The following is a 1,642-nucleotide window of genomic DNA, read 5'->3' on the forward strand; positions in this document are numbered from 1 at the left end:
TGTCGAAGTGCCATCGTCATACCATTCTCTTAAGAGACCAGAACCCAGAACTCCCAGCTCTTGCCCTTGCGTCAGAGTTGCAGAGTCCGAGAAGTCCACTCCATTATTGCTTGCCGCAGCAAATGGATCTGCGCCCACACGCTGAAGTACAAAGGAACCTTCACCATCATCTAGGCTAAGCGCGTCTCCATTTAAAGACATGCTCCAACCGAGACCTGAAGGATGAGATAAACCGCCCTCACCGTCGCTTTGACCCAGCACGGAAACAGAGAAATCTCCTGTTTCCTGATCCCAGGTATAAGTTCCGTGCTCTGCTGAAGTTGGCACTATCACACCAACATCATGCTCTTCTCCGTTGTTGGTATGCATAATGATGTAGCGAGTTTCATCCACAAAAACCAGAATATTCATATTACCCGGCTCAGGTATCTGCCAGGCACCAATTAGTGGGTTCGTATCAGAGTATCCTCGCACAAGCTCATCCGGGCCTATATCATCATCGAACGTTAATACATCGCCATCGATCACCATGGTCATCTCGCCAATGGCATTATCAAGCCCTCCATCACCGTCACTTTCGCCAACTTTATTTGGTTCAAAAACACCGCTTGTTGGGTCCCATGTATATGTGCCATGCTCTGCAGAAGTTGGTAGCACACCATAAACCGGATCGGATTCCGAGTTTGCAGTATGCCCTACGATATAATTCGCATCACCATAAAAGACAACTGCATGGTAGTCACTGCCACCGTTATCAAGTAGCCAAAGGCCGATATTCTCTCCAGCCGGAGCACCGCCCGTTCCGCCACCATTACCCGGTAAGATGACAGCCGCTTTCAGATCCTCAAAAGCTACATTATTGAACATCAGTTCCTTATCACCGGCGCCCTGTAGCTGTACTCCTCCTCGGCGCACAATCGGCCCTGCCGTTTCGGAATTATCAACAAAGATAAACTGGTGACGCTCTTCACTATCCAAATCAACGAGCTTCGCTACCAATTCAGGCACCTCGAAAGAAATAACTTGATGTGAATCGATGGTTGTCGAGCTTATCGCCAGTTCAGCTATATGGAATACATCTGAAGAGTGGTCATAAACTTTCACAAAACCAATCCCTGCATTTTGATCACCGTCCAAACCACTGCCGTCACCTGAAGTCGACTCAAGATAAGCACGAATATGGAATGATCCACCATGATCATAACCATGACCAATATACAGCCCCCGATCAGACACTTCTTGCGTCACTGGCTGAGCAAGTAGCTCTGCCGCGGTCGAAAATACATCAGCAAAAGACGTCGCTGGAATTGGATCATGAATACCATCCTCATCAGGGTCTTCAGCGACAAAGCCTATTGGCACCACATTGTCGCAATCAAGGTTTGAAGCAAACCAAGGTGACCAGTCTGCATCACACTCGAAAATATACGAAGTGTTAACAGCGCTGAGCTCTGCAACAAAGATCTCTGCGCCATCACTAAAGACGGCATCCGCATCGAAAGCTTCATCACCAAAGGCTAAGTGAACTGGCAAACCAGAGACATCAAAGGCGGACAAATCTACATCCGTCGCGACAACATCGTTGGGATCACCATCAAAGCTTGCTGCAACTCTCGCGGTCTCACCAAGCGTTTCTGATCCA

At 48.3% G+C, this 1,642-nt stretch carries 1 protein-coding gene; it reads right to left on the reverse strand.

Annotated elements, in window-relative coordinates:
* Positions 1-1,642, reverse strand: a 1,642-nt coding sequence (locus A3763_RS29315; protein ID WP_197483159.1) for a hypothetical protein, incomplete at both ends; no start/stop codon positions are given.

This window comes from Oleiphilus sp. HI0128, from assembly GCF_001635365.1.